Origin of the sequence: Paraburkholderia mimosarum LMG 23256 = NBRC 106338, assembly GCF_000739815.1 — a bacterium.
GTDB classification, from domain to species: domain Bacteria; phylum Pseudomonadota; class Gammaproteobacteria; order Burkholderiales; family Burkholderiaceae; genus Paraburkholderia; species Paraburkholderia mimosarum.
The window spans coordinates 1-25,278 of record NZ_BBJJ01000070.1; the positions used below are offsets into that span (position 1 = coordinate 1).

General features: G+C 64.1%; 22 protein-coding genes and 1 pseudogene. 6 read left to right on the forward strand and 17 right to left on the reverse strand.

All coding sequences use genetic code 11. The annotated features are described in order from the left end of the window. Positions 1-15: 15 nt before the first annotated feature. A complete protein-coding gene (locus BMI01S_RS30220; RefSeq protein WP_028213055.1) occupies positions 16-732 on the reverse strand; it encodes a TetR/AcrR family transcriptional regulator in 717 nt (238 codons plus the stop codon). Between the two features lie 232 nt (positions 733-964). On the opposite strand from BMI01S_RS30220, the gene BMI01S_RS30225 reads away from it, so the two are divergent. The 3 genes from BMI01S_RS30225 to BMI01S_RS30230 all read left to right on the forward strand — a co-directional run bounded on the left by BMI01S_RS30225 (position 965) and on the right by BMI01S_RS30230 (position 3,589). Beyond that, positions 965-2,752, forward strand: a complete 1,788-nt coding sequence (locus BMI01S_RS30225) for an FAD-dependent monooxygenase (RefSeq protein ID WP_208460992.1) — start codon at positions 965-967, stop codon at positions 2,750-2,752. Between the two features lie 471 nt (positions 2,753-3,223). Continuing rightward, complete coding sequence (locus tag BMI01S_RS42115) at positions 3,224-3,400, forward strand: hypothetical protein (protein WP_167334443.1); 177 nt, start codon at positions 3,224-3,226, stop codon at positions 3,398-3,400. Between the two features lie 9 nt (positions 3,401-3,409). After that, positions 3,410-3,589, forward strand: a complete 180-nt coding sequence (locus tag BMI01S_RS30230) for a hypothetical protein (protein ID WP_028232476.1) — start codon at positions 3,410-3,412, stop codon at positions 3,587-3,589. A 135-nt stretch (positions 3,590-3,724) separates the two neighbouring features. Here the strand turns inward: BMI01S_RS30230 and BMI01S_RS44130 are convergent. The 12 genes and pseudogenes from BMI01S_RS44130 to BMI01S_RS38295 form a co-directional block, all read right to left on the reverse strand. Next, positions 3,725-3,861, reverse strand: a pseudogene (locus BMI01S_RS44130) (IS5/IS1182 family transposase); the annotation flags it as partial. Between the two features lie 77 nt (positions 3,862-3,938). Continuing rightward, positions 3,939-5,075, reverse strand: coding sequence for a porin (locus BMI01S_RS30235; RefSeq protein ID WP_028232475.1), 1,137 nt, complete (start codon positions 5,073-5,075; stop codon positions 3,939-3,941). Positions 5,076-5,992: 917 nt separating this feature from the next. Further along, on the reverse strand, positions 5,993-7,420 hold the full coding sequence (locus BMI01S_RS30240; protein ID WP_154671412.1) for a gamma-aminobutyraldehyde dehydrogenase: 1,428 nt from the start codon (positions 7,418-7,420) through the stop codon (positions 5,993-5,995). A gap of 79 nt (positions 7,421-7,499) precedes the next feature. Continuing rightward, entirely contained in the window at positions 7,500-7,829 is a 330-nt protein-coding gene (locus BMI01S_RS43295) for a helix-turn-helix domain-containing protein (RefSeq protein ID WP_036046611.1), read from the reverse strand. A 100-nt stretch (positions 7,830-7,929) separates the two neighbouring features. Further along, complete coding sequence (locus BMI01S_RS30250) at positions 7,930-10,281, reverse strand: DUF1989 domain-containing protein (protein ID WP_244145389.1); 2,352 nt, start codon at positions 10,279-10,281, stop codon at positions 7,930-7,932. Positions 10,282-10,309: 28 nt separating this feature from the next. Next, positions 10,310-11,683, reverse strand: coding sequence for an NAD(P)-binding domain-containing protein (locus BMI01S_RS30255; protein WP_028232471.1), 1,374 nt, complete (start codon positions 11,681-11,683; stop codon positions 10,310-10,312). 6 nt (positions 11,684-11,689) lie between these two features. Next, positions 11,690-12,583, reverse strand: coding sequence for a bifunctional 5,10-methylenetetrahydrofolate dehydrogenase/5,10-methenyltetrahydrofolate cyclohydrolase (locus BMI01S_RS30260; RefSeq protein WP_028232470.1), 894 nt, complete (start codon positions 12,581-12,583; stop codon positions 11,690-11,692). Then, a complete protein-coding gene (gene purU, locus BMI01S_RS30265) occupies positions 12,580-13,437 on the reverse strand; it encodes a formyltetrahydrofolate deformylase (RefSeq protein WP_028215536.1) in 858 nt (285 codons plus the stop codon). Before purU ends, BMI01S_RS30260 begins: the two co-directional genes overlap by 4 nt. A 58-nt stretch (positions 13,438-13,495) precedes the next feature. Then, positions 13,496-14,626, reverse strand: a complete 1,131-nt coding sequence (locus BMI01S_RS30270) for an aminomethyltransferase family protein (RefSeq protein WP_028232469.1) — start codon at positions 14,624-14,626, stop codon at positions 13,496-13,498. A gap of 49 nt (positions 14,627-14,675) precedes the next feature. After that, on the reverse strand, positions 14,676-15,686 hold the full coding sequence (locus BMI01S_RS30275) for a heme-dependent oxidative N-demethylase family protein (protein WP_028232468.1): 1,011 nt from the start codon (positions 15,684-15,686) through the stop codon (positions 14,676-14,678). Between the two features lie 10 nt (positions 15,687-15,696). Next, on the reverse strand, positions 15,697-16,629 hold the full coding sequence (locus BMI01S_RS30280) for a PDR/VanB family oxidoreductase (RefSeq protein ID WP_028232467.1): 933 nt from the start codon (positions 16,627-16,629) through the stop codon (positions 15,697-15,699). Further along, positions 16,626-17,246, reverse strand: coding sequence for a dimethylamine monooxygenase subunit DmmA family protein (locus BMI01S_RS38295; protein WP_154671411.1), 621 nt, complete (start codon positions 17,244-17,246; stop codon positions 16,626-16,628). Before BMI01S_RS38295 ends, BMI01S_RS30280 begins: the two co-directional genes overlap by 4 nt. 278 nt (positions 17,247-17,524) lie before the next feature. Here BMI01S_RS38295 and BMI01S_RS38300 point away from each other — a divergent pair, with 278 nt between their 5' ends. The 3 genes from BMI01S_RS38300 to BMI01S_RS30300 are packed head-to-tail and all read left to right on the forward strand — an operon-like array spanning position 17,525 to position 20,065. Then, a complete protein-coding gene (locus BMI01S_RS38300) occupies positions 17,525-18,643 on the forward strand; it encodes a sensor histidine kinase (RefSeq protein ID WP_051381547.1) in 1,119 nt (372 codons plus the stop codon). After that, positions 18,640-19,296 (forward strand): response regulator, encoded by a 657-nt coding sequence (locus tag BMI01S_RS30295; protein ID WP_028232466.1) that lies wholly within the window; start codon positions 18,640-18,642, stop codon positions 19,294-19,296. The genes BMI01S_RS38300 and BMI01S_RS30295 overlap by 4 nt, the downstream gene beginning before the upstream one ends. A gap of 10 nt (positions 19,297-19,306) precedes the next feature. Next, on the forward strand, positions 19,307-20,065 hold the full coding sequence (locus BMI01S_RS30300; RefSeq protein WP_036046607.1) for a PAS domain-containing protein: 759 nt from the start codon (positions 19,307-19,309) through the stop codon (positions 20,063-20,065). Positions 20,066-20,209: 144 nt separating this feature from the next. Here BMI01S_RS30300 and BMI01S_RS30305 read toward each other — a convergent pair whose 3' ends face one another. The 4 genes from BMI01S_RS30305 to BMI01S_RS30320 form a co-directional block, all read right to left on the reverse strand. Then, the gene (locus BMI01S_RS30305) at positions 20,210-21,910 is read right to left on the reverse strand and encodes an APC family permease (RefSeq protein ID WP_244145388.1); all 1,701 of its coding nucleotides are present in this window, start codon (positions 21,908-21,910) and stop codon (positions 20,210-20,212) included. A 103-nt stretch (positions 21,911-22,013) separates the two neighbouring features. Then, complete coding sequence (locus BMI01S_RS30310; RefSeq protein WP_156123882.1) at positions 22,014-23,690, reverse strand: electron transfer flavoprotein-ubiquinone oxidoreductase; 1,677 nt, start codon at positions 23,688-23,690, stop codon at positions 22,014-22,016. Next, positions 23,690-24,340, reverse strand: a complete 651-nt coding sequence (locus BMI01S_RS30315) for a HutD/Ves family protein (RefSeq protein WP_042291637.1) — start codon at positions 24,338-24,340, stop codon at positions 23,690-23,692. The genes BMI01S_RS30310 and BMI01S_RS30315 overlap by 1 nt, the downstream gene beginning before the upstream one ends. Beyond that, the gene (locus tag BMI01S_RS30320) at positions 24,337-25,278 is read right to left on the reverse strand and encodes an electron transfer flavoprotein subunit alpha/FixB family protein (protein WP_028232955.1); all 942 of its coding nucleotides are present in this window, start codon (positions 25,276-25,278) and stop codon (positions 24,337-24,339) included. The genes BMI01S_RS30315 and BMI01S_RS30320 overlap by 4 nt, the downstream gene beginning before the upstream one ends.

Below are 25,278 nucleotides of genomic sequence, written 5' to 3' on the forward strand. Positions count from 1 at the left end.
TGTCGGGCCACTGAACTAACCCACCTCGGAGTCCGGGGGCGGCAACTGATTCTGCATCCTCGCATGCCCACGTTCCAGCAGCGAATCGGCGGGCACGGCAATGGCAGGCAGTTTGGTGCGCACCAGCGCCTGAGCCTCCGACCGGCTGACCCCGATGCCCCGGAGAATGGCTGCAACCGCCTGTTCCGGCGACGCATCGGCTTGCGCTGCGGTGGAGAAACGCTGAGCCGTCGTCAACGTGGTTCCCACAATCAGATCCAGCGCGACTTCAACCGTCACGTCCCGAAAACGCCCGCTCGCCAATCCCTGTTCGATATGAACGGGCAGGTATGCGTAGATCAGGCTGCTCGGGCCCGCGGCGTGCAAGCCCGCCGCGGCAATGAAGCGTGCAAGCAGCGGATAGGTGTGCGCGGCACGCAGGAACATTCGCACACCACAGGCGATCCGCCGCGCTGGATCGTCGTATGAACCCACTTCCCGTTCGATGAGCCGAAGAAGCTCGTCGTTCAGCTCCTGCGTCACCGCAGCGAGCAATTCTTCGTTGGTACGAAAGTAGTTGTAGAAGGTGCCTTGGGAGACGTCCGCTGCTGCGATGACTTCCTGGATGACGCTGCCTCCCACCCCCTTTTCAGCAAAAACCAGCATCGCGCTCTCGATCAATCTTGCGCGCATCCGCTCGCGGCGTTCTGCCGCGACGCGGGTCCGATGGTCGATGGTCGTGTCTGTACTCATGTCGCGATTATATGGCGCGAAGCCGCCCCGGCAATCGGCTCTCCAGGTGAAAACGATAATATTGTCAGAATGACAGATATCTCACTACAATGAATCATCCTCGCGAAACCCGGAGCAGGGGGCGCGATGGATGCCCCAATAGAACACACCCGCTGCGTGGGGGAGTGGCCCGCCTTCGTCGGAGTCGCGTCCACCCGCCCGTGCTGCCGGATGACCGATCCAGGAGATAAGGATGATGAAAGTCGAAACCACCGCCGTGCTGATCGTCGGAGGCGGCGGCGCAGGCCTGACGGCCTCCATGCTGCTGTCGGGCCTGGGTATCGAGAACCTGCTGGTCAGCGCGCTGCCCAGTACCTCGATCCTGCCCAAGGCCCATGTGCTGAACCAGCGCACGATGGAGATCCTGAGCGACGCGGGTGTGGCGGATGAGATCTACGCCCGCAGCACGCCGGCCGCGAACATGAAGGCCATGGGCTGGTATGCCGGGCTCTGTGGTCCGGAGCCCGAGTTTGGGCGCAGGATCGGCAAGGTCGAGTCCTGGGGCCACGGCGGCGAGAACATCAACTGGCTTCAGGCCAGCCCCTGCCGCAGCGCGAACCTGCCGCAGATCCGCCTCGAACCCATCATGAAGGCGCACGCCGAAGCGCTCAACCCGGGACGGGTGCGGTTCCACCATGAACTGCTCACGCTGGAACAGGATGAACAAGGCGTCGAAGCCCTCATCCGCAACCTCGACACGGGCGAGGAATATCGAGTCCGTGCGCAGTACCTGCTGGGCTGCGACGGGGGCCGGACCGTCGGTCGCCAGGTGGGCATCGAGCTCCAGGGCCTGGGCGCAATCGCGCGCTCGCTCACGGCGCACATCTCCGCGGATCTGTCGCAGGTCGCCACCGACCCCGACGTCCTGATCCGCTGGATCTGGAGCCCTGCATTGGGCGAGATGACCGTGCTCGTGCCGATGGGACCGAACCATTGGGGGCCGGACAGCGAGGAGTGGGTGGTGCACGTGACCCAGCCGATCGACCAGGTGAAGGACTTGAACGATGCCCAGATCGAGCAGATGATGCGCTCGGCTTTGGGCCTGGGCGACAGGCCGATCACCTTCCACAAGATCAGCCGCTGGACGCTGGAGGGCTTGCTCGCCGACAAGTTCCGGGTCGGCCGCGTGTTCATCGTCGGCGATGCTGCGCACCGCCATCCGCCGACCGGGGGGCTGGGGCTCACCAGCGGCATCCAGGACGCGCACAACCTCTGCTGGAAGCTGGCCGCCGTGCTCAAGGGCCAGGCCGACGCGTCACTGCTCGACAGCTACGAGAGCGAGCGCCGGCCCGTCGACGCGCGCAACATCCAGCGTTCGATGGAAAACGCAGTCACGCACTTCGAGATTGGCGCAGCGTTCGGCTTGAGCCCCACGTCGAGCGCCGAACAGAACTGGCAGCAGCTCAAGCGCGTGGTCAGCGGGCTGCCCGCGGATGCTGAGCAGCGAAGCAAGGCGCTGCAGGCGATCCGGCGGGCCAGTATGGAGTCCAACGAGCTGAACGTTGAATATGGCTACCGGTACGCCTCGAACGCCATCGTTGCCGATGATTCACCAGAGCCGCAACCGGTCGACGATATCCGTCTCTATGAGCCCAGCACGCGTCCGGGTTCACCGCTGCCTCATGCCTGGATCGACCTCGATTCGGGCGAGCGCCGGGCGCTGAAGGACTTCGTTGCGCCGGGTCGATTCCTTCTGATCGCAGGCGAGAAGGGCGAGGATTGGAGCGAGGCGGCCAGGGCCATCGGCCGCGCCAACGACTTGCCGATCGACACCGTGCGCATCGGGCATCTCGAAGGCGACGCGTTCGATCCGCGGCTGGCGTGGGCACAGTTCCGCGGAATCTCGGAATTCGGCGCCGTGCTCGTGCGGCCGGATCGGGTGGTGGCCTGGCGATGCGCGGGGAGCGTCGCTGATCCGGAGGCTGCGTTGGCCGACGCACTGTCCAAAATCCTGAGCCGCGATCTGTGCGTAGAGGCGTGATCGCCGGTGAAGGCTGACGCGCCATGCCGGCTCCTGCAGATGGAACCGGGATGGCGCGATCAGGCTGCGATGCTCGAATGTCGGCAATCGTGGACCATTCGGTGCGACGGGCGGAGGGATCGACCGATCGACGCGTGCGGGTGGTCCGAGCCGGTCGGACCTTTGCGAAACTGCGGGGCGCGGGCGGTTCGGCAATCCGTGTCTCGATCACCTGGATCGCCGACATCGCGCAAGACCATGTGGCGAAGGTGGAAAGGCGGACAATTCCGCTGATCGAACTCCCAAACTCTTTACATGCGAAACGTCCAGCCGCGCTTGCGTGGCCGGCTGGCCAGGCATGGACTCCGCTCGGGCAAAACTTCTGTTCCGGTCGTGTCGTTTAAGACGGGTTTAAGCGACGCTACGTACCCTTCGACTGAAACCTTGAGAAAACCCCTTACTCGAGGCATCAACGGACGGAACGAGGTTGAAATGGTGTACGTGATTACCGACCTGAAGATGGTCGAAATCTACAGCCGCATCAAGGCAGATAGCGGCAAGGATGCGCTAGAAGAGTTTGCACTCAGCAACGGCTTCTTCGACCTGATGGAGTTCGCGTCCGAGCGGCCCGCGTTCGCCCACGAGTTGATCGCTGTTCAACTGCAATAGGTAGCTCACGTGACCATGACCTTGGGAGAGGCTCTGGAGCATGCCGAGCTGCTGGAAGCCTACGGCGTGATTTCCAGGACTGCGCAGGCGCTCATCCTGATTCGGCAGGAGTATCGCAACGTCGTCGGGCCTGAAAAATACGAGTCGATCTTCGAGGAGGCGGGCTTGACCCATCCAGATACGCTGTGATGCGGCTGCGGGCCTCAAATAGCCCACGAAGGGCTCTCGCTTTCTTTCACCGATTCCGTTGCCGCGCAACGGCGTGAAGTCCAGACTGGACGCTTTCATCCGCCAGCCGCTGCCGCCGGTGACAGCGTCGTCCGAGCCCGTGTGTACCTTGAGCCGGTACATCAAGGTCTCGGCGAGCGATCGCGTTGGTAGCCGGTTGCCTGCTTCCATTCGCGCCTGCTGCTCCCTTCGATAGCGGCAATACCGGCATTGTGCCAGGTGGCGCTGGGCGTCCTCAAATGCGCGACGCTTCCAATGCTGCCTTGAGATGGAGCGGAGGCCAGCGTGACCACAGGCCTCCAGCCGTCTGTTAGAACATGTGCATCAAGGCGACTCGATACACCATTTGGTTGCCCGTCGACGAGAGGTCCGCAGACCCGATGATATGCGCCGAGTCCAGGTCCGTCCCGGATTTGCCGTTGGTGTGCTGATATGCCCCCTGCACATAGACGCACGTGCGCTTACTGAGAGAGTAATTGAGCATTAGCGAGACTTGATGCCAGTTCTGGCTCGAGCGGCCCGCTGTTTCCTTCAGGTTGCCATATGTGAACGTGTAGGCACCCGCCAGGAAGAGCGCTGGGTTGATAAAATATTGTCCGTTGATTTCGACGTTGTCGAATTTCCAGGAACTCCACGGCTGAGTTCCGATGTTTGGTGCGTATGCGTTCGCTGTCGGATCATAAACGTCGACGTGCGAGTAAGCGAGCGCAACGTTGGACCCGTCACCGAAAGTCCACTTCACGCCTGCACCAATATTTTGCTGACGCGATGCTGTGAAGACGCCGTCGCCTGCTACCGCGCCCGAAGTGGTGAGGTTGCTGCCATTCAGGCGCATGTAGGCAACAGCGGCTGACACCGGCCCCGCAGCGTAGCTGATCCCCGCACTATAGGCCCGGTTGTCAGCGAAGTTCGTGGAATTGCTGAAGCCATAGACGCCTTCGAACTGAAACCCATGAGTTGTCGGACTAACGTACTTCACCGAGTTGTTTAAGCGGAAGTCGTAGTCTGCGTTGTCGTTGTCAAAGGGGTGGGCGGCGAGGTCACCGATCACGCCGCCTGCAGCAGTAAACGGACTCCACAGGTCGACGGACGCGTCAAGCTGTCGCCCCATCGTCAAGGTGCCGTAGCTGGTTGAACTGAGACCCACAAAGGCTTGACGCCCGAAAAGTCGACCTCCCTCGTTAAGTTGGCCATTGTTCAGATTGGTGCCATTTTCCAGGGTAAAAATCGCGCTCAAGCCACCGCCCAGGTCCTCGGTGCCTTTCAATCCGAAGCGTGTCTCCGACGTATCGCCGCTCACCATTGCGTAGGCTTTGTGACCCCCCGCATTGGATGTGAAATTCAGGCCAGTGTCTAGAACACCGTATAAGGTTACGCTGCTTTGCGCATGTGCGACATTTCCCGCGAAGAAGGTGGTTATTGCTGCAGAAAGCAAAAATTTATTCATTTGTGTGGGCGAAAAAATAAGAGAATTTCTCATTGGCGAAGAGCATTACCCGTGGGCAGCGTGACGGCACCTCGTAAGCATGGCGGCGAGTGTCAAGCAGTATTCAGCCCAATCAAGTGAGGGAGTTGAAGAGACTGGCGAGGTGATAGTCGGCGAGCGGTTCGACGGCGGACTGGTTCAAGGCCTTGCTCGATTTCGTGCAGGCCTCGTCGCGAAGCCGCCTGTCGTTGTCCCGCCGACGATCAGCCGCGTACGCGGGACCTCTGCGGATCGTGGAACACGGATGAACGCCTCGACAAGGCCAAAGCCGATCGAGACGGCCAGAACGATCCACGAAGGCTTGCAGACCGTCGCGTGATGGACCCGGCGGACAACAGCGCGAGTGTGGGCACGCCGCTCGCCAGCCGGAATGTGCCGACCCAGTTGATCCTGTGTTGCAGTTCGGTGGATTCGCCGGACGGGTCCACGAGTAGTCCAGAACTTCGTTCGTTGAAAGAACTCATCTTCGTCTCCATGGATGCGGAATGGATTCCGCGCCACGGACGATCACCAGCCAATAAGTGCATAGCAATCGAATTGAAGAGGTACTCCTAAGGAGGTGGAAAGTGTCCGCGAGCGAAAGTCCACCTGCATGAATGAGACTGCGCCATTCGATTACGTGCCCGGGATTGAACGAGCGGTGCGGTCGACCCCCTCGCGCACGTGGTCGACGACGCTCTCGAAGCGGTGAAGTGCCGGGTACCGCGCTTGCATAATTTCCGATGATCCAGCGTAAGCGCGCGTCCCGTTTTAGTGCAGGAGCGTACTAGCGGCAATAAACAGCGCGCACCGCGCCGAAATATCGGTTCTTATGGTTAAACGCGGCACGAAGGTTGCGTTGCTCGATACGGTCGCGCAAGCGTTCGAACCTCGTCCTATCAGAGGAAGCGGGCCATGATGTGGCGAGCGCAGGTGTATTCCTCGAGTGCGAACACAGACATGTCCTTGCCGTAGCCCGAGCGCTTCATGCCACCATGCGGCATCTCGCTCACGAGCGTGAAGTGCGTGTTGATCCAGGTGCAGCCGTATTGCAGCTCGGCCGCCACCTTGAATGCCTTATTCACGTCACGCGTCCAGACCGAGCTCGCGAGGCCGAAATCCGAGTCATTGGCCCAGTCGATGGCCTGCTCCGCGCCGCTGAAACGCGTGACCGACACCACCGGCCCGAATACTTCCCGACGCACGATCTCATCGTCCTGACGCGCGCCGGCCACCACCGTAGGTTCGTAGAAGAAGCCACGGCCTTCGGCGAGCTTGCCGCCAGTCGTGATCTCGATGTGCTTCTGGCTGGCCGCGCGCTCGACGAAGCTGGCCACGCGCCCGCGCTGCCGTTCGGAGATGAGCGGCCCCATCTCCACGCCCTCCATGTGCTGTTCGCCATAGCGAATCGAGCCGACAGCGCTGGAGAGATCCGCCACCAGCCGGTCATAGATCTTGTCCTCCGCGTAGACGCGGCACGCGGCCGTGCAGTCCTGTCCCGCGTTGTAGTACCCGAAGGTGCGCAGGCCGGTCACCACTTCGTCAAGGTCAGCGTCGTCGAACACGATCACGGGCGCCTTGCCGCCCAGCTCCAGGTGCGTGCGCTTCACCGAGCGCGACGCGGCTTCCAGGATTCGCTGGCCCGTCGAGACGTCGCCGGTAATCGAGATCATGCGCACCTGCGGCTGCGTGATGAGCGGCGCGCCCACGGTGTCGCCGCGCCCGGTCACCACGTTGATGACACCGGCCGGAAAGATGGCGGCGATCAGCTCGGCCAGCTTGAGCGTGGTGAGCGGCGTCTGCTCGGAAGGCTTCAGCACCACGGTATTGCCCGCGGCGACGGCGGGCGCGAGCTTCCACGCGGCCATCATGAGCGGGTAGTTCCACGGTGCGATGGAGGCGATCACGCCCAGCGGATCGCGCCGGATCATGCTCGTGTGGCCCGCCAGATATTCGCCCGCGACCGGGCCGTGCTGCGTGCGGCACGCGCCCGCGAAGAAACGGAACACGTCCGCCACTGCGGGAATTTCGTCGTTGAGTGCGCCCAGATAGGGCTTGCCGCAGTTCAGCGATTCGAGCCGCGCGAATTCGGTGGCGCGCGCCTCGATGGCATCGGCCAGCCTGAGCAGCAGCGTGGCGCGATCGCGGGGCGTGCTGCGCGCCCAGGCGGGCCATGCGCGGCTGGCCGCGGCAGTGGCCGCCTGGACCTGTTCGAGCGAAGCCTCCGCCACAAGCGCGATCACCTCGCCCGTGGACGGGTTGAAGATGTTTTCCTTGCTGCCATGGCCCGGCACGAATTCGCCGCCGATCAGCAGGTTTGTTTGCATCGATTTCTCCATTTGATCTCTCCTCATTGAGCGAACGCTCCAAAATTTCAGGCATTTACCGCTGCCGCCCGCGCGCGGTTCAGCGGCTGCTGCCTGCTGTACTTTCGGTGTCGCGCGTGAGGTACCACGCGCCCAGGATCGGAATCATCGTGATGGCCATCACCATCAGCGCGACCACATTGGTCACGGGCACGTCGCGTGGCCGTGAAAGCTGGTTGAGCAGCCAGACAGGCAGTGTGCGCTCCGCATGGGTGAGCACCATGCCGCGCGCGTGGCGCACGAAGAGTTGCGCGCCCAGTTCACTTTCGAGGCTCTTGATCGCTTCGGTGATGACCGATTGCGAAATATTGAGCGTCTGCGTGGCGCCGGTGACGGATTCTGCTTCGGCCACGGCGATGAAATAGCGCACGTTCTTGCGCCGACGGCTCCGCAATCCATGCAACGGTCGACGCGCTCGCGCGCGGGCGTCGATCGGCACGGGGCAGGCGGGAGCGACTGGGTTTGCGCGCTCAGGCGCGCACCCGAGCCTTCTGCGGATCATAGAAGGTGGGTGCGCATACGCGTGCATCGAAGCGTTTTTGCTGACCGTCCAGCTTGCCAATCTGCACTGCCGCGCCGTGCTGCGCGTACGCTACGTCGATGCGGCACAGCGCAATGTTCTTGCCGGACAACGGTGAACGCATGGCGCTGGTGACGACGCCGACCTGCGCGCGTCCCGCATGCACGCAATCGCCGTGATGCACGCTTTCGTTTCCCTCGATCTCGAGTCCTGTGAGCACGCGCTGCGGATGCGCACTTCGGCGCTCGAGCGCCGCACGTCCAATGAAATCGTCCTGCTTCGTCTTGAGCGGCACCGTGAAGCCAATGCCCGCTTCGAATGGATCGGTCTCGTCGGAGAACTCGTGGCCCGCGAACACGAGGCCGGCTTCGATACGCAGCATGTCGAGCGCATCGAGTCCCATCGGCGTCAAGCCATGCGGCTGCCCCTCGGACCATACGCGATCCCACACGGTCTGGGCGTCACGTGGATGGCACCACAGTTCATAACCGAGTTCGCCGGTGTATCCGGTGCGCGTCACCATTAGCGGTGGGCCGTTATGGTCGCCGAGGCGGCCGGTCAGCAGGCGAAACCAGCCCAGTTCGGCCAGTGCCGGCTGCGCGGCGGGCGCCCAGACGAGTTCGCGCAGGATGTCACGGCTTGCGGGCCCCTGGACCGCGATGTTGTGAATATGGTCGCTCGCGGACTTCACCCACACTTTCATGCCGAGCGCGGCCGCCTGTTCGCGTAGCCAGATGCCCGCATAGTCTTCGCCGCAGATCCAGCGGAAGGCATCGGTGCCGAGCCGCAGCAGCGTGCCGTCGTCGAGCATGCCGCCGTGCGGATAGCACATGGCCGAATACACGACCTGGCCAACCGCAAGCTTGCGGACGTCGCGCGTAAGGCAGTACTGCAGCAGCGCTTCGGCATCGGGGCCGAGCACTTCGAACTTGCGCAATGCGCTGAGATCGATGATGGCCGCGCGTTCGCGGCAGGCGCGGTATTCGTCGATAGCGCCGTAGTTATCGTAGGCGCTCGCGAGCCACCAGCCACGATAGTCGGTAAAGCGGCGAGTAAGCGCGGCAGTGCGTGCGTGAAAGCCTGATTCCCGGGTGAGGACCGGGTCGGCGTCGGGGGTGCTGCGCGTGGCCATGGACACGGAGATTCGCTCCTTGTCCGCATAGGTGCGGATCTGGATATCGGTGGGCTGCCAGCCGTTGGCGGGATCGATGTCGTCGGGGCACGACGTGCTCACGCAAACGAGATCAGTAAGCGCCCGCAGCAGTACGTAGTCGCCTGGTCGCGACCAGGGTTCGTCCAGCGTCATCTGCTGGTTTGCACCGATTGAGGTATTGAAGAAGAAATTGATGGCTGGCCAGCCGGGACGCGGCGCGATGCCATAGGGCGCCAATGCGGCGCTCATGTTGTCGCTGCAGTTCGCGTGACCGAAGTAGCCCTGCGATTCGTAGTAGCGTGCCGTGCAGGCGAGGGCGAAAGTATCGTGTCGACCGACCGTGTCGCGCACCACCTCCAGCATTGGCTGCATGTGGCGGTCGAAGAATTTCGCATAGAGGCCCGGTGCTGGATACGCGCTGCCGTTGAGCGTGCGTGTTACCGTCGGGTCGAGATCGAGCGCCTCGCCACGTTCGAGCGCGCGAAGATCGAAGGCGACGAAGTCCGAGCATTGGCGGCCCGCGACGTCGAGCACTTGCACGTATTCGCCCTTGCGCACGGTGTAGGCGCGCGCGGTGCCGGGATGGATCGTGAACTCTGCGAGCGGATCGGCAAGCGGTTCGGACCGGGGCGGAGCGAGGCGGAGCGCAGGGTTCGCGCGATCGATCGTGAGGCGCAGGCTCGTTGGCGCGTGTTGCGTGTCGACCGTAGCGCCCGCGCTGGGCGCCGCTACCACGGCCACAAGCGGCTTTTGCGCAATGAGGCGGCGCGTGTGGCCCGGCGGCGTATCGTGCGCCCACAATTGCACGGCCGCGCGCGTATCGATCTCGACGATGCCGCGCTTTGCGAGCGCCGCCCGCGTCTTTTGTGCGTGCGGCGCGGGCTCGCGCAATGCGTCGATCACGAAGCGCGCGTGCGGCGAGGCCTGCAGCCCGAGTGCGGCGGGCGCGGGCGCGCCGAGTGCGGTATCGAATGCGGCCAACTCGGCGGCCTGCAATCCTTCCGGATCGACGATCTCGAGCATGTCGCCCGCCTGTAACTCGACGACGGTGTAGCCGCCGCCCGTCACGCGATAGCGCTCGCGTCCGGGCATGCTGGCGAACAGCGCGGGCTCATGCGGCCGGGACACGACGGGTTCGCGAATTGGCATGCGGTTTGCCTCCCTGTGGCTCATGCGTTTATGCGGGCTGCCTGGCGGTGGGCGAGACAGCGGGCTCGCCGAGATAGGCAGCCATCGAATCGTCGAGCGCCTTGATCCACGGCGTGTGATGCGGCGGCGACTGCGTGCCTGTCATCAGCGATCGATACGACTTGTTGCGGTAGCCCATGATGTCTTCGTGCTTGTCGTGCTTCCACTCGAGGAAGGTACGGTTCACGCCCGCGATGTCGAAGCTGGGATAGTCGGTCGCGGCCACGAGCTGCTCGATATAGCTGCCCTGGAACTCGAACATGTCCTGATTCGTGACGAGCGCTTCTTCGCGCGTGCGCCACGCGAGACTGTCCGCCGTCATGACCTCACGCCCGGGCAGCGCGATGCGGCCCAGGATGACGTCGCGCGCGTACCATGCCTGGGCGTCAAACATGTTGAACGAGTACCAGAGATCCTGCATGCCGAGATAGACGAGGCGCGGATTGTCTTCCCAGAACACGCCTTTATAGAGACCAAGCGGCCAGAGGCGGTTATTGGTCTTCAGGCGCAGCGAATCGGGCAGGAAAGGGAAGTGATGCTTGTAGCCAGTGCAAAGAATGATTGCGTCCACGTGCTTGAAACTGCCGTCGGCGAAATGCGCGACATTGCCCGCCATGTACTGCAGCTGCGGCCTTTCTTCCCATGTCGCTGGCCAGTGATAGCCCATCGGCGCCGTGCGGTAGCAGCTCGTTATACTGCGCGCGCCGTATTTATAGCATTGCGAACCGATGTCTTCGGCGGAGTAGCTGCTACCGATCAGCAAGATGTTCTTGTTCTTGAATTCGAGCGCATCGCGGAAGTCGTGCGCGTGGAGGATACGACCGCCGAATGTTTCAAAGCCGGGGAACGTAGGGGCGTGCGGCGTCGAAAAGTGGCCGCATGCATTCACCACGTAGTCGAATGTCTCGGCACGCGTTGTGTCGTTTGCGAAGTCGTGACTCGTGACGGTGAATTGCGCAGTGGCTTCGTCGTAGCGCACGTCGCGCACGGCGGTATTGAAGCGGATGTATTTGCGTACGCCCGCCTTCTCGACGCGGCCCTTGATGTAGTCCCACAGCACTTCTCGCGGCGGGTAGGACGCAATCGCCTTGCCGAAATGCTCCTCGAACGTGTAGTCGGCGAACTCCAGACATTCCTTTGGCCCGTTCGACCACAGATAACGGTACATACTGCCGTGTACAGGCTCGCCGTTCTCGTCGGTACCGGTGCGCCAGGTGTAATTCCACATGCCGCCCCAGTCCGCCTGCTTTTCAAAACAGACGAGCTCCGGTATGTCCGCGCCCTTTTCCTGGGCGGACTGGAATGCGCGCAGTTGCGCCATGCCGGACGGACCGGCGCCGATGATGGCTACACGTTGCTTCATATTCATTTACCTCGTGGGAAGGGGCGAAAGAGCGAAAGACGGCGTCTGGCGGCGCGCCGCCAGCACGGTATTGCGCATGAGGCAGGCGATCGTCATGGGACCGACGCCGCCGGGCACTGGCGTGAGTGCGGCCGCGACCTGCGCGACACTTGCGTGGTCGACATCGCCGGTCAGCCGGGTCTGGCCGCCCTCGACGACGCGATTGATGCCGACGTCGAGCACCACCGCGCCGGGCTTGATCCACGACGCGTCGACGAAGCCCGCGCGGCCCACGGCCACCACGACGATATCCGCGGCGCGGCAGAGTTCGCGGGCGTTCGCGCTGCGCGAATGCAGCACGGTCACGGAGCAATGCGCGTTGAGCAGCAGCGCTGCCATCGGCTTGCCGACGATGTTTGAGCGCCCCACCACCACTGCGTGCTTGCCTGCAAGATCGCCGAGCGTCTGATGCAGCAACAGCAGACAGCCGGCGGGCGTGCACGGCACGAGCGTGGGCTCGCCCAGCGTGAGACGGCCCACGTTCTCGCGATGAAAGCCGTCCACGTCCTTGTCCGGGGCGATGGCTTCGATCACGGCGGCGGCGTCGATCTGGGCGGGCAGGGGCATCTGCACCAGAATGCCGTGCACTTTCGGATCGGCGTTGAGGCGGGCGACGAGCGCGAGCAGCGCGTCTTCGCTGGTTCCGGCATCGAGGCGGTGCTCGATCGAGCGGATGCCCACGTCTTGCGCGCGCCGGATCTTGTTGCGCACATAGACGTCGCTGGCCGGATCGTCGCCGACGAGCACGACCGCGAGGCACGGCTGGACGCCTGAATCGCACAGTACGGCCGTGTCGCGCGCGGCTTCGTCGAGGACCTGTTGCGCAGCGGCGCGGCCATCGATCACGCGAGCTGTGTTCATCGGAACACCACCGTGCGGGTCTGGTTGAGGAACACCCGATGTTCGGTGTGGTAGCGGACCGCGCGCGCAAGCGCGACGGTTTCCGTATCGCGTCCGATGGCGACGAGATCATCGGGCCGCAGCGCGTGGTCGACACGCTGCACTTCCTGCTCGATGATCGGACCTTCGTCGAGATCGGAGGTCACGTAATGCGCCGTCGCACCAATCAGCTTCACGCCGCGCTCAAACGCCTGGTGGTAGGGTTTCGCGCCCTTGAAGCCGGGGAGGAACGAATGATGGATGTTGATCGCGCGGCCCGCGAGTTGCTGGCACAGATCGTTCGAAAGTATCTGCATGTAGCGCGCCAGAACGACGAGCTCGGTGTTCGTTTCGTCGACGAGGCGCAGCAGCTCCGCTTCCTGCTGCGTCCTGGTATCGGCGCTCACGGGCAGATAGACGAAGCGGATGCCTTCGCGCTCTACCATCGGGCGCAAGTCGAGATGGTTCGAGACGATCGCCGTGATGCGCATGCGCAGCTCGCCCTTGTGATATCGGTAGAGCAGATCGGTCAGGCAGTGGTCAAACTTGCTGACCATCAGTAGCACTTTCATGGGCTCGCTCGCGCTCACAAGCTTCCACTGCATGTGATAGTCGTTCGCGACGCTTGTGAATTCGCGGCGCAGCTTGTCGATGTCGCCGCTTACGCCGCTGTTGAAGCGGAACACGGCGCGCATGAAGAAGGTGCCGCTGGCTTCGTCGTCGAATTGAGCCAGCTCGCTGATATAGCAGCCCGAGTCGGCGAGATATGACGTAACCGCCGAAACGATGCCTGAGGTGGCCGGGCATGTAACGGTGAGAATGAATTGCGATGTCACGCTTTGGACTCCATAGTGTTCGGTGGAATGAGCCGCTCGCGCGGCTCATCACGGATCGTTAGCCGATCGCCGTGCGCTTGCTCTTTTCAGGATCATCGAAAGGCAGAGGCGCGGCGTGCGCCGTGGTCGCCAGGCTGCCGCGCACTTCCAGCGCGAAGCCCGGCTGCGCGGCGACCACGTCGAGGCGTGCGATCGCGAGCGAACGCTTCGTGATGCGCGAATACATGGCGCAGGTCACCACGCCCACCTGGTCACCCGCATGCCAGAGCGTGTCGCCCGCCTGGGCTGCCTTCGCCGCCTCGAATTCCACGCCGTAGATGCGAAAGCGCTCTTTGCCCGCGAGGCGTGCGTGCTCGCCCGCGCCGCAGAACGCGGTTTTGCCGGGCGAGACCGTGAAATCGAGGCCCAGTTCCCAGAGCGTGTCGCCGGCCTTTTCGTTCGCGAACGGGTACATCTCCGAGTTGTCGTACGGGAAGAACAGCAGATAGCTTTCGACGCGCAGCCAGTCGAGCGCGGTGAACCCGCAAGGAACGATTCCGAACGGTGCGCCTTTCTCGAGTATGGTGTCCCAGATGAGCGGCGCATCGGCGGCCTTGCAGAAGATTTCATAGCCGCGTTCGCCCGTATAGCCGGTGCGCGAAATCGTCACGGGACGCCCGAATAGCCGCGTCTGCAAGTGATGGAAGTAGGGCAGATCGCGAATGCCGTGAACGTGCTCCGCGAGAAAATCGACGGCCGCGGGCCCCTGCAGCGAGAGATCGTGCAGGTCGTCGTCGAAGAGCACGGCCACCTGGCGGCCCTGCGCGGAGCGCACGAGCCGTTCGTAGCCGGTTCCCGCGCCGTGCACGACCATGAAGGCGTTCGGACCCGTTCGATAGACGATGCAGTCGTCGATGAACTTGCCGTCTTCGTTGAGCATCGTCGCGTAGACCGATTTGCCCGGATAGAGCTTGCCGATGTCGCGCGTCGTTGCCCAGTCGAGGAGGCTTTCGGCGTGCGGACCCACGTAATGCACCTTCTTGAGGCCCGAGACGTCCATGAGGCCAGCTTTAGTGCGGATCGCTTCGTGATGGTCGGCAAGGTCGCTCGCATAGGTCCATGCGGTGCCCATACCGTTCCAGTCTTCGAGCTTCGAACCGAGCGCGCGGTGGCGCTCAGCGAGCGCGGAAATACGCCATGAATTGGCCATGTTCAGCTCCTGTGAGGAAAGTCGTGAGTCAAGAAGATGCGCGGCATCCTCAGCGGTCGAACTGGCTGAGCCATTCGACGAGTGCAGGGCGGTAGCGCGTCATGCCCTTGTAGTCGGCGATGGGGGCGGGCAGATCCCGCAGTACGCGATGTAGTCGTTGAGCCCAGGCGGCGTTCGTGCAGATATCCGCAACGCTGCACAGATACGTGCGGATGCTGAACATCAATGCATGGCTGCGCGGCAGGCGCGCCATCGTTTGCAGTTCGACGCGCAGATGCACCAGCTCGCCCGCGTTGTGAGCCGTAACGATGCCGCGGTCGCGGCCCCATTCGTGATACGTTTCTGGCGACGTGTCGAGACGAGGATGCACCGTCAACGTCCAGTTCAGCCGCCGTACCGGTGCGCCTGCCTGAATGGCAAGCAGATACTTGAGCGCGCGTTCGAACACGCCCATCTGATGCGCGAGCGGCACGGGCGCATGCCATTGCTTGAAGCTCATGCCTGCGTCGAAAGCGAGGGACCAGTCGGCGGGGCTGGTGATCACGCCCGCGTCCATAAAGAGATCGCCATCGCGCTGGTCGAGCAGGGCGAAATCGCCTTGCGTCTGGCGCGCGATGTATTCGAGCGGCGCGTAGGGTAGCGTGCTTTCGTCGCTGAAACGAAATGTCTGCTCGATGCCGAGCGCGTGGTTTGTCCATTGCCAGCGATCTTCGTCGCGCTCGAGCGCGAACCAGTCGGGATAGTCGGCTGCCAGATGCTCCATGATCAGCTCGAGCGCATCCCATGACGCGCTCTGCATGTGCGGCATCACTATCGCGCGGCGCGGATCGTTTTCGAGCACGAGTGCGCGTTCCGCCACTTCGGAGCGGTAATGCTCGTCGATGTCGAACAGGTGCTCGAACACGGAGCCGGGTTCGCGCGGCGCGGCCGGCTCGATGTTGACCGAATACTGGTAGCGGTCCTCGGGAAACGGAAATGGAAAGCGGGCAATGGCCTTCGCGCTGTTGGTGAAGCTGAAGTCGTTGCGAAAGGATTGCGCGGGCTTGATCAGGACGCTCATGGACGCGGGCTCACAAGTCGAGGGAAAGCGAGGGGCCGCAGGCACGCGAGACGCAGGGCATCAGATGCGTCGCGCGCTCGCCGGCAGGGAGGAAGTGGTCACGATGCTCGACGCCGCCTTCTAGATGGCGCGTCGCGCATTGGCCACACACGCCGCCGCGGCACAGATTGGGGACGGCCACGCCCGCGTCTTCGAGCGCTTCGAGCAGACTGCGGTCCGCGGGCACGTCGATGCGCCGGCCGCTGCGCGCGAGCACCGCGGTGAACGGCGCGCCGGGCGCAGGTGCGGCGAAGGCTTCGGTATGGACGCGGCGTGCCTGCCAGCCGAGCGCGCGTGCAGCGTCGCGCACGGCGTCGATCAGCGATTGCGGACCGCACACATAGACATGGGCGCCGAGCGGCTGCGCCGCGAGCACGCGGTGTACGTCGAGTCGCGAACCGGTGTCGTAGGCGTGAAAGCGGTCGCCCAGGCGAGCGCGCAATTCGTCGGCATAGGCGTCGGAGCGACCCGCGCGCAACGCGTAGTGCAATTCGAAATCGGCGTGACGCCGCGCGAGTTCGTAGCTGTGGGCGACGAACGGCGTGATGCCGATGCCGCCCGCGATCAGTACGTGACGGCGCGCGAGCGCATGCAGCGCGAAGAGGTTGGCGGGCCGCGTTACGCGCAGCGTCATGCCCGGCTCGATCGCGGCATGTACGAACGCGGAGCCGCCGCGTGAAGCGTCGGCGCGGCGCACGGCAATGCGCCATGTGCGCGTGTCGGCTGGATCGCAGGCGAGCGAGTAGGCGTTGCGCACTTCACGCGATCCGGTCTGCATGCAGAGCTGGATGTGGCTGCCCGCCGAGAACGCAGGCAGGCGGCCCGCAACGTTCCTGAAGGTGAGTTCGCGCACCAGTGGTGTGAGCATGCGCGCGGTGCTGACTTCCACTTCGAGTGTGTTCATGCGCGCTCCTGGGCGTAAGGGTGATCAGCGTCGGCGCACACGGCCAGCCATGCACCGAGGCGCTCGGAGAAGTGGCCCCGCACGGCGAGGCGCACGCCGCACGACAGGCAGGTGACGCTATCGTCCATTTCTTTTTCTTCGCGCATGTCGCGGGCTGCGTAGTCGCGCGTGCTCGCGCAATGGACGCAGTAGACGGCACGCGTCGCCCCTATCGCCATCGCAGCGATCTCGTCGCGTTCGAGGCCTGCGGCCAGCGCGCGATGCTGGATGCGCCATATGAACGCTTCGTCGCCCGCGATATAGAGGCGCGTCCCCGGCGCGCAGTTGCCGAATGCGCGTAAGAGTTCGTCGGCAAGCGCTGCTTCGGTTTCGCAGCAGCGCGTTTCAATGTCGAACGCGTCCAATGTCCCGATTGGGTCTGCATGCTCCATCGTGAGGACGAGCAAGCGCGCCGCGTGTGGTGCGAAATGCGCGAGATGGGGCGCGGCGGCGTCGAGCGCGCCGTGCTGCACGACAAGTAGATGGAAATGCGCCTCGCCGCATGGCGCGAGCACGCCGTAATTCGGTGCGCTTGGCAGGCGGTCGGCGGGTAACTGCGTGTCGATGTCCTGGTTCATGGTCGGCTCGGTGCGGTTCAAAACGGTGCAACGGGGCGGCTTCGCTGTGCGGCGCATGCGTAATTGCGGGGCGCGGGCGAACGTCGGGCGTCTGTGCCTGAAGCCTTGCAGGCGATATTGCGTGCCGCACAGCGTCTTCTTCCTTTGCAACATGGTTCCCTGCCAGTAATCGGCGCTCAATCCTGAAGACGAGGTAAGCCTTTCGAGGTAACGGCGCGGCCGTGGTCGCGATGGCATGGAGCTTGCATCACCTGGTCCATTTGTTCCGGGCAGGGATCATGTCGTCGAGACGCGAGTTCGGTCAGTTGAACGTAGCAGGCGCGTGGGCGGGTGGTGCGCGTTTGCGCGACGCGCTGCTTGGATGTGTCGAGGCACTGCTGGGAGGCGCGGGCTGGCGCGAAGCGACGGCCGCATGGCTCGCTCGCGTGGAAGCCGAAGTGCCCGGCAGCCGCGCGCGTTTGCACGAAGACGGTGATGCACCCGGAGAAACTGACGCGATCTGCAGCCGTGTTGTCGACGCGGATTGCGCGCTGCGAGCGGAACAGGCTTCGACAACATCGAGTGCCGCGTGCGCCGCGTGCCGCCTGCAGGGCCGGCACTGGCTCGTTGCACGCATGGGGCGGCGCGCGCTCACGCTCGATCTGCGGGAGTCCGCAGCGCGCCTTCATGACGGCGACAATGCCATCACCGCGATGCTCGCCGCCGAACTCGGCACCGCCGCCACGCTGTTTGGCGGTCTGCGCGAGTTCGCCGCATGCGAGAGCCGCACGGAACGCGATGCCGCCCGCGCGCTCACGCGTGAACTGCACGACTCCGTCGCGCAGCAGCTCGGCGTCATCTCGTTCGTCGTCAGCCAGATCCAGCAGCAAATGGGCCGCTCAGAGGTCTCAGAGGCGCTGGTGGGTGAATTGCGCTCTCTCGTCACGCGCTTGCAGCGCCAGGTGCGCGAACTCATCACGTCGGCGCGTCTCACGCACGACGGTCGCTCTCTGCGTGAGGCGATCGCCGGATCGGTGGGGGAATTTGCGCGTCGCTCGAACGTCGTGTTCGAAATCGACAACCGCGTGCCCGACCTCGCGCTCGAGCCCGACGTTGAGCTGCACGTGCTGCAGATCGTGCGCGAGGCACTTTCGAACGTCGTGCGCCATTCGCATGCGCGCCATGCGTGGGTCGAGCTTTCCGCCGATGCCAGCGGCGCGCTGCGCGCCGCCGTAACCGATGATGGCGTGGGGCTCACGCGCGCCTCGACCGACGCGAGTCATCACGGCCTGAACATCCTGCGCGAGCGCGCGCAAGCGATCGGCGCACAGATCGACATTGACAACGCCGGGATCGATGGCGGCACGCGCGTGCGCCTCGTCGTGCCCGACCTCGGACTGAAAGGAGACAACGGGTGACCCCAACTACGCTGCTGCTGATTGACGACCATCCTCTCTTTCGCCGCGGGCTTGCCGACTTCTTCAACGCGAGCGGCGAGTTCGTCGTAGTGGGCGAGGCGTCGAATGCGCGCCTCGGCATCACGCTCGCGGGAGAGCTCAACCCCGAGATGGTGCTGATCGACCTGCACATGCCGGGGCTCGGCGGCCTCACGGTGCTCGACGAGTTGCGCCAGTTGCGTGTGGATTGTCGGAAGGTCGTGCTGACAGCGTCGACCGAACGTGCGGAACTGCTCGCTGCGCTGCGCCTCGGCGCCGACGGCTACGTGCTCAAGGAAACCGAGCCCGACGTGCTGCTGACCTACGTACGCCATTGCGCGAACGGAATGGTGACGCTTGACGAAGGCGTACGCGACTTGCTCGCCGACGAAGGAGCGCGGCATGGCGAGGCAAATGCCGCGCTGCCGCCGTGCCGCGCAGCCTTGACTGAGCGCGAAGCGCAAACGCTCGCACTCATCGCGCAGGGCTTGAGCAACAAGCTGATCGCACGGCATCTGGACATCAGCGAAGGCACCGTGAAGGTGTACGTGAAGAATCTGCTGCGCAAGCTCGACGTCCGCTCACGGCTGGAGTTGGCCGCGAGCGTGCATCGCGACGCGCTCGCGCGACATTAGGAGTGCCGCTATGGTATCGCTGGCAAGCGGTTTCGATGAAGTACACGTGGCGGGGGCCGCGCTCGATGCTTATCCGGTGCCGCTTCTGATACTCGATATGGACGGCATCGTGCGCAGCGCCAATGCGGCCTGGACGCGCGCCATGTCGGCCGCGTGCGCGGGCCTGCCATTCGGGCGCGACGTGCATCCCGAAGACCGCGGATGCTGGCAGGCGCTGCTGCGCGATGCGCGCGACGGACACGATGGGATGGCCGCTCGCTCGCGCCTGCGTCTACTCCATCCGGCGGGCGATCTGCGCTGGTTCGACTGCACGGTGGCGCGCGAGGGTGCCTCGTACTACCTCTCGCTCGTCGACGTCACGCAGGAGCAGCGGCGCGCCAACGCACTCGAAGCGCGCTTGCGCGGCGTGCTCGGCCTGCTCGACGGCATGCCGGGACTGCTCTATCGCGGCCGCAACAACCGCTCGTGGACCATGGAGATCGTGAGCGCGGGCTGCGAGGCGCTCACCGGTTATCCGCCAGAGTGGTTCGTCGACAGCCACGAGCACAGCTTTAGCCAACTGATCCTGCCGGAGTTCGCCGATTATGTCTGGTATGGCGTGCAGGAGGCGCTTGCCGAACGCGTGCCGTTCGAGCTCCGCTATCGCATCCGCTGTGCGGACGACACGATCAAACTGGTGTTGGAAAGAGGGGTAGGCATCTATTCCGAAGGCAGCGAGGTGCTCGGCATTGAAGGTGCGATCTTCGAGGTGAGGGAAGGCGCGCGGTGAGCGTGATTGAGGGCGGCCGGCGCGCCGGCGATGCGTCCGTAGAAAACACAAACGAATACGGGGCGCACAGTCATTGTCGACCGTGCGCCCCGCTTCGTTTCCGAGCGTGACTTCAAGCGTGGTCAAGGCGCCGCGCGGCGAACGTCACGGCGAGATCCAGTGCGTCACGCACACCACGGCGACGCCCAGCGCGATCGCCCCGTACGGCAGCCAGCCCGCTCGTCGCTCGGGCGCTGCGAGCGTGGGTGAGACGAGGTCCATGTCGCTGAGCATTGCGTCGGGAAAGCGCCCCTTGTCGGTGACGTAGTGCCGCCACAGGAACACTGGCACGATCAACGCGGCGAAGACGGTGCCCGAAATCAGCGTGCCTTTGCCCCATACGTCGGCGCCGAGACCCATGAGTGCGAGGTTGACGAACGATAGCAGCGTGCCGAGCGCGAGCACCCAGTTTGGTGCGCGAAACGGCCTCACCCAGTTGCGGCGATCGAGCCGGTGAATCCATGCCGCGTTGAGATTCAGAAAGTTGAAGATGATATAGCCGACATTCGACATCGCCAGCACGACCACGTAGTCGGACATCAGCAGCAGAAACAGGTTGAACGCGAGATCGGTCCACATCGCGCGCGTGGGCGCGCCGTTCTCGTTCACGTGTGAAAGATATTTCGGCAGCCAGCCGTCGACGGACGCCTGATACAGCGTGCGTGACGATCCCGCCATCGATGTCATGATAGCGAGCACGAGCGCGAACACGAGCATTGGCTTGAGAATGAGCGCGCCGGTCGTGCCGGCGTGGACGATCTGCGCCATCGCCTCGGCTACGCCCATACCGCTGTAGATTCCGGGCGAGAGAATTCCGTCGTAGACGGCGGCCTGTGTGACGTTGCCCGCAGCATCCTTCACTTCAGGCGTGACGAGCTGGCCGAGCCCAAGCGCGCCCTGGAACGCGAGCGGCACCATCGTGAAGAACACGAGGCACAGCAGGCCCGAATAGAGTATTGCCTTCACAGTATCGCGGCGTGGGTCGCGGAACTCGCGCGTGTAGCACACGGCGGTTTCGAAGCCGTAGGTCGACCACGCGGCGATGAACAAGCCACCCGCCATCAACTGGACGCCGGAGATATCCCACGCGCCGTCGATCACGTGGCCTGCCGCATCTTTCGCGAGCGGATAGAGCGGCAGCAGATGCGCGCGCGGCAGGTCGCCGGTAAGGATCGGATAGAGGCCCACGAGCAGCAGCGGCAGCAGCGCGGAAACGGCGAGGATCATCTGCAGCCGTGCCGCCTGCAGAATGCCGCGATGCTGGACGGCGAAGGTTGCGAGCAGGATGACCGCACCGATCACGAAGGTGGCGTTGATGCGCAGCGAGAGACCGCTAGCGAGCCAGCCGAGATCGACGAGTGTGATTTGCCACGTGTTGATCGCGGCGTTCGCGGGAAACAGCATGCTGAGCACGTAGCCCGCGCCGAGGCCCGAGCCGATCGCGAGGACGGGCGACCACGCGAACCAGTTGCACCAGACCGAAAGCGGCGCCAGCAGCTTGCTGTAGCGCACCCACGCGATCGCGCCGTAGACCGACGCGCCGCCCGATTTGTGCGGAAAGAGGCCGGCGATTTCCGCGTACGAAAACGACTGAATCAGGCCGAAGCAGATGGACACGCCCCAGATGATCCACGATGGCTTGCCAACCGTGGCCGCGATCGAGCCGATAGAAAACAGCACCAGTGCCGGGACGCCGCTCGCCACCCAAAACGCGCCCGCCCATCCAATCTTGCGCTGCAATCCAGCACCTTCGCTGAGCCCTCCCGCGAGTATCTGCGGACTCTCTTCCTTAAGTGTACTCATCATTTTCTCCATGGTGCGGTCGAGATGCCGCACCATGACGATCACCGGTCAATAAGTACGAATCAATCGTCATGAAGAGGTACCTCTTTCGCGAGCGCACCGTACATCACATGTTCGGATAGTTCGGACCACCGCCACCTTCGGGCGTGACCCACACGATGTTCTGCGTCGGGTCCTTGATGTCACAGGTCTTGCAGTGCACGCAGTTCTGCGCATTGATCTGCAGGCGGTCGCTGCCATCGTCGTTCTTCACGAACTCGTACACCGCGGCCGGGCAGAAGCGCGCTTCCGGGCCCGCGTAGGTGCGCAGGTTCACGTTCACGGGTACGCTCGCGTCTTTCAACGTGAGGTGCGCAGGCTGGTTCTCCTCGTGATTCGTGTTCGAGATGAACACCGACGAGAGCCGGTCGAACGTAAGCTTGCCGTCCGGTTTCGGATACTCGATCGGCTTGCACTGCGACGCCGGTTTCAGCATCTCGTGATCGCGATGCTGGTGATGCAGCGTCCACGGCACGTTGCCGCCCAGCAGCTTCTGCTCGATGCCCACCATCAGCGTGCCCAGGTACAGGCCCTTGCTCATCCACTGCTTGAAGTTGCGCGCCTTGTAAAGTTCCGTGTAGAGCCACGACTGCCTGAACGCTTCCGGGTACGCGGCGAGCTCGTCGCTCTGGCGGCCGGCCTGCACGGCTTCGAATGCGGCGTCCGCAGCCAGCATGCCGGTCTTGATTGCCGCGTGGCTGCCCTTGATGCGCGAGGCGTTCAGAAAGCCCGCATCGTCGCCCACGAGCGCGCCGCCCGGGAACACGAGCTTCGGCAGCGACATCAGGCCGCCCGCCGTGATCGCGCGCGCGCCGTACGACACGCGCTTGCCGCCTTCCAGATACTTGCGGATTTCCGGGTGCGTCTTGTAGCGCTGGAACTCCTCGAACGGCGAGAGATACGGGTTCTGGTACGCGAGACCGACGACAAAACCCACCATCACCTGGTTGTTGTCGGTGTGGTACAGGAACGAGCCGCCGTAGGTGTCGCTCTCGAGCGGCCAGCCGGCCGTGTGGATCACGAGGCCCGGCTGGTGCTTCGCGGGATCGATCTCCCACAGTTCCTTGATGCCGATGCCGTAGACCTGCGGGTCGGCGTCCTTGCCGAGCTTGAACTTCTCGTTCAGCTGCCGCCCCAGGTGGCCGCGGCAACCTTCGCAGAACAGCGTGTACTTCGCGTGCAGCTCCATGCCGAGCTGGAAGTTCTCGGTGGGCTCCCCGTCCTTGCCCACGCCCATGTTGCCGGTGGCGACGCCCTTGACCGAGCCATCGTCGTTATAGAGCACTTCGGCGGCCGGAAAGCCCGGGAAGATTTCCACGCCCAGCGCTTCGGCCTGCTGGCCCAGCCAGCGCGTGACGTTCGCGAGGCTGATGACGTAGTTGCCGTGGTTCTTGAAATTGTCGGGCAGTGCCCAGTTCGGCACGGACTTCGCGCCCGTTTCCGAGAGGAAGAGGAATTTATCTTCCGTCACGGGCACGTTCAGCGGCGCGCCCTGTTCCTTCCAGTCGGGAATCAGCTCATTGAGGGCGCGCGGATCCATGACCGCGCCCGAGAGGATATGCGCCCCGATTTCCGAGCCTTTCTCCAGCACGCAGACGCCAATTTCAGCGCCTTTTTCGGCGGCCAGCTGCTTCAGGCGGATCGCCGCGGACAGCCCGGCGGGGCCGCCGCCGACGATCACCACGTCGTATTCCATCGACTCGCGTGGGCCGTATCGCGCGATGAGCGCCTCCCCTTGATGCATCATCGAAGAAGTCCCTGTGTTTCGGCCGTAACCGGTTCGATGGCGATCGACGCCAACTGCGCGCCAGGGCCCGAAGGGCGCAGCGCAAGTTCCTCTGGCCGCCCGCTGACCCACAATGCGTTGAGCGGTGCCAGCGTCACGCCGCGCAACAACGCGCTCTCCACGTTCCACTGCCCGGCGAGGCTAACGAGCAGATGCGTCGGAGCCGGCGTCACATGCAGTGAATGCGCCGCGACGCTCACGCGCGCGCGATATGCGCCGCGCTTGCACATGACGTTGAGAACATTCATGGGCCGCGCGGGCAGATTCACGACCCACACGTGCAGATCGCCGGAAAAGTGCACCGGCTCGCCGCCGCGCGCGAGCAGTTGACCGTCCTGCGAATGCAGCTCAATTGCGTTGTCGTCGATGGGCAGGAGCGTCCGGTCGTAGCCAGCGAACTGTGAAAACTTCGCCGGACCGACGAGCGTCGCAATGCTCACGCGCCATGGCGTGGCGCCGTGCTGTTCTGGACTGCGCGCGAGGGTGCGCGTCGTGCCCCCGCCATTGGCCCAGGGTTCGGGCGGCACGCGCATGCAGTCGATCAAACGCACTGAGCAGGTTTCGGCGGCGCTGGCGTGCGCAGAAGGAGCGGGTATGCGTGCGTTCATACACATGTCTGCGCACCCTGCACGCGAGATTCGAGCGCGCCGACCACATCGAACAGATCGCCAACGAGCCCCACATCGGCCACCGAGAAAATCGGTGCGTCAGGGTCTTTGTTCACGGCGACGATGAACTTCGAGTCCTTCATGCCCGCGAGGTGCTGGATCGCCCCCGAGATCCCGAACGCCACATACACGTCGGGCGCGACACTGCGACCGGTTTGTCCGACCTGCGCGGCGTTCGGCGCATAGCCGGCATCCACGGCGGCGCGCGAGGCGCCGAGCGCCGCGCCGAGCTTGTCGGCAAGCCTGCCGAGACGCCCCATGTTTTCCTGCGAGGCGAGGCCGCGTCCGCCCGCAACGACCACGCGCGCGCTGCCGAGGTCTTGCCCGCTCTGCGCGGCGGCGTGGCGCACGACGAGGCGCGTGGCTGCAAACGGTGCGATAGGTGCGAGCGCAATGACTTGAGCGGCACCTCCGTGCGCCGCGACGGGCGCGAACGACGAGGGCCGCACGCTCGCATAAGTGCGCGCCGTGGCGCTCGTCACCGTCGCGATCACGCTGCCCGCATACAGGCCGCGCACGAACTGCGTACGCTCGCGAACGGCGACGACGTCGGCGATGAATGCAGCCCCGGAGAGCGCTGCCGCGCGCGGCAGCGCAGCCCGGCCGGAGGCGCGATGCGCGGCGAGCAGCATCGAGTGGTCTCCGGTGAGGGCGAGCAATTGCGCCGCGATTGTTTCGGGCGCGAGCGTATCGACTGCGCCAGCGGATGCGACCAGGACGCGCTCGACTCCATTCACACGCGCCGCCGCTGGCGCGCTTGACGCATCGAATACGAGCATGTCGACGGGCTGCCCAAGTTGCAGCGCCGCGCCCATCACGCGCAGCGTGACATCGGAAATCGATCCCACATCGGTGTCGGCCAGGACCAGCGTTCTCAT